Origin of the sequence: Chryseobacterium contaminans (assembly GCF_001684955.1) — a bacterium.
GTDB classification, from domain to species: Bacteria; Bacteroidota; Bacteroidia; order Flavobacteriales; family Weeksellaceae; genus Chryseobacterium; species Chryseobacterium contaminans.
This window is the reverse complement of the sequence record NZ_MAYF01000162.1, coordinates 1-3,521: the sequence shown is the minus strand read 5'-3', so window position 1 is coordinate 3,521 and position 3,521 is coordinate 1. Positions and strand designations below refer to the sequence as shown.

Annotated in this window: 2 protein-coding genes; both read left to right on the top strand. The window is 36.5% G+C overall.

Annotated features, from left to right (window positions below; genetic code table 11):
* The coding region (locus BBH99_RS10515; RefSeq protein ID WP_131799215.1) for a T9SS type A sorting domain-containing protein at positions 1–279 on the top strand (279 nt) is incomplete at its 5' end.
* A 7-nt stretch (positions 280–286) separates the two neighbouring features.
* Entirely contained in the window at positions 287–3,457 is a 3,171-nt protein-coding gene (locus tag BBH99_RS10510; RefSeq protein WP_123873126.1) for a hypothetical protein, read from the top strand.
* Positions 3,458–3,521: the final 64 nt, after the last annotated feature.

Below are 3,521 nucleotides of genomic sequence, written 5' to 3'. Positions count from 1 at the left end.
GTAAAGCTTGGTGACAAACAGGTGAATGATCTGATTGAAAAGTATGACATCAAGATCTATCCAAACCCTGTATCAGACTATGCATACGTAGAAATTGGCTTTGATTTTAAAGAAGCAGATATTATGCTGTATGATATGAGCGGAAGACAGCTTCAGAACTTTAAAACCAGGAACAGAGTGACTAAGATGAATACCCAGGCTTTGGTGCAGGGTGCTTATTTGGTGACGATAAAAACAGATAACAATAAAACAGCGAATGCAAAGCTGATTAAAAAATAGAATACAAATGAAAATTAAAAAAAGAGTATTATTCTTATCTGTAATGCTATTGATGATAAACAGATTAGCTGGACAGACAGACAGGTCTATTGTATTTCCTCCTACACCGGAAGTATCTTCCATAGGTAAATTTATAGATCAGCCTATGACCCTAAGCCGGGGGATTCCTGAAATTGCAATTCCTGTTTACAATCTTACAGTAAGTAATGAGCTTTCTTATCCTCTCAGTTTACAATACCAGGCAGGCGGTATCCGAGTGGAAGAAATGGCGGGAAAAACCGGCTTAGGCTGGAATATGAGCGGAATGGGAATGATTACCCGTACCGTGAAAGATCTTCCTGACGATGTGGCTGGAAGCGGATATATGTATACTTCTTACAATATAGCTCAATTAAAGACGATGGTTCATGATAGTGAACAGGGTAATATGCTGTTTAATCAGAAGGAATATATTGATGCAGAGCCTGACGAATATACAGTGAGCGCAAACGGACTGCAGTTCCGCTTTTTTTATGATAAACAAAATGCAAGATTTGTACAGGCTCCTTTAAGCAAAGCAAAACTGGAGCCACAATATAACGGAACCGAAATTATTTCCTGGATATTGACAGATACGGGTGGCATGAAGTATTATTTCGGAACAAACAATAAAGTAGAGTATTCTGATTTATCGCAGACTATTACCCTTGCAAGCGATGAACCTGGAGCGTCTGGCGGCCCCAGCAACGCGCCTCGTCATATTCTGACGTGGTATCTCGTTAAAATAGAAGATACTAAAAATAATGTTTTAGAATTCCAATACAAACAAAATCCGACTTACCAATATTATTCTAAAGGAGGTGAATCTGCGGTAAAATTTTTTCCTAATATAAAAGTTAATTACCGCAATTACAATTATAGAAGAATAACTGCTATGTCCTTGGAAAAAATCAAATACAATACAACTGAGATTGAATTTATTGAGGACATTGCCAATAGGCAAGACTTAGCTAATAACAAAGCCTTGAAAGAGATTAGGGTGAAAGAAAATGGAAAATTTATAAAAAAAGTAATTTTTAATTACAGCTATTTTATTTCTGACAATTCAAAACCCTACGATCATTATTATTATTTTGCAGAGGATGGATACAGGCTTAAATTGGATAATGTAAATATTTACAACGGTACAGATCCCAAGCCACAGAAATATGAATTTATTTACAATTCGGTAAAGCTTCCCAGTAAATACAGCTACTCACAAGATGCATGGGGATTTTACAACGGACAAAGCAATTCGGAACTGATTCCTAGAATAGTGGGTTATCAAACAGATACCGGGACAGCAAATAGAAATGTTTCTCTGGAATATGCCAAAGCCTGTATACTTGAAAAAATTATTTACCCAACTGGGGGTTATAGCATTTACGAATATGAATCGAATCGCGTTTCCAGGGTTATACGCCCAGCTGTTTTTAAGTACGGAGAAACTGAAACCAAAAATTTCTGGCTTGAAGCAGACAAAGATTTTGGTCCGGGTAATGTTACTGTAATAGATAAGCCGGAGTACAGACAGAGATTATCAATCAACCGTCCGGGCAGTCCTATTACATTAATGACTAATATAGAAGGTTGTACCAATCAACTAAATAACACTGATTGTAAATATACCGTAAAAATAGTAGGGGTTAATAATTCTACAAATATGACCATAGCACAGTCTAAGTTGTCCCTTAACCTGCCGAAGGGAGAATATGATGTTATTGCTTTAAAAACAGGAGATGGGAGTAGCCAGACTATGGGGTTCAGCGTTGTTGCTTACTGGGATGAACTTGTAGATGATCCTTTTAACCTTATTGTTGGAGGCCTTAGAACAAGAAGTATTAAGCTTTTTGATTCGGATGGAAGTCCGGTACTAACAAAACAATATGAATATGACTACATTGAAAATGGAAAAACTGTATCCAGTGGTAATATAATGGATTATCCTGTTTTTGTATTTAACTACACAGCGGGTCTTGAGTTTTCCGAATCTAAAATAAGCAGTATGCCAGTCTCTCCTTTGGCTAACCTTGCCATGGCTTCAGTCATTTATGATAAGGTTACCGAAAAGCGAATAGACGCACAATCAAGAACACTGGGACGTACAGAGTATTCATACACATTTGACATGAAGACAGATCCTGAATATGGTACGGAAGGAACCATTAACGTAGATTTTACCGCCAGTGTATTTAGCTGGAGGAACGGATTGCTTTTATACAAAAATGATTTTGATGAAAATAATAATCTCCTGCGTTCAGTAACTAACAAATATACCAGTAAAAATAAATTTTCTATATATAATTTTGGGGGATATTTTGAAGCACGAAAAAAGAATGCCACACCATTTTACAGCTACCTGTTTTATCCCTTTATTACAGATACTTTCAGTATTGATAAAACGGAAACTATAGATTATTTTGGCGCGAATTCTATCAAAACTCAAACAGAGTATTTTTATAATAGCCCAAATCATTACAATATAACTTCCCAGAAGGTCATATTTTCTGATGGCTCCATTATAGAATCGAATTATCAGTATGCCGCGGAACAAAATAATACCGATATGATTTCTGCCAATATGGTAAGCATTCCGCTCCAGACAGAAACCAAAGAAAACGGCAAAACCATTTCAAAAACAAAAACGGTATACGCTAAAAACGCATCCACCAATAACTTGATCCTTCCCGTTGCAACACAGAAATTTGACCATGATAATTCAAATTCTGCAAATACCACAATAGAATATCAACAATACGATGTAAAAGGAAATATATTGCAGTATTCTACCAAAGGAAGCATTCCTACAGCCATTATCTGGGGCTACAACAACACTCTTCCCATTGCAAAAATTGAAGGAGCAACCTACCAGCAGGTGGTAAGTCTTGCCGCTGATATTATTGCTAAATCCAACGCTGATGTGGATACCGCAACAGAAAAAGAATTGATGGCTGTTTTGGATGCATTCAGAAACCAGGATGTCCTTAAAAATTATAGTATAACAACATATACTTATGATCCGCTAATTGGAGTAAGAAGTATTACCCCACCATCGGGAATCAGGGAAAATTATCTCTACGATTCAGCTAATAGATTAGAAAAAGTTGTGGATGCTAACGGAAAGATAGTAAAGGAAATGAAATATAACTACAAAAACTAACAAACGATGAAAAAAATACTCATTCCTGTAGGCCTGTTGCTGATAAGTTCTTCAGCACAAGCCC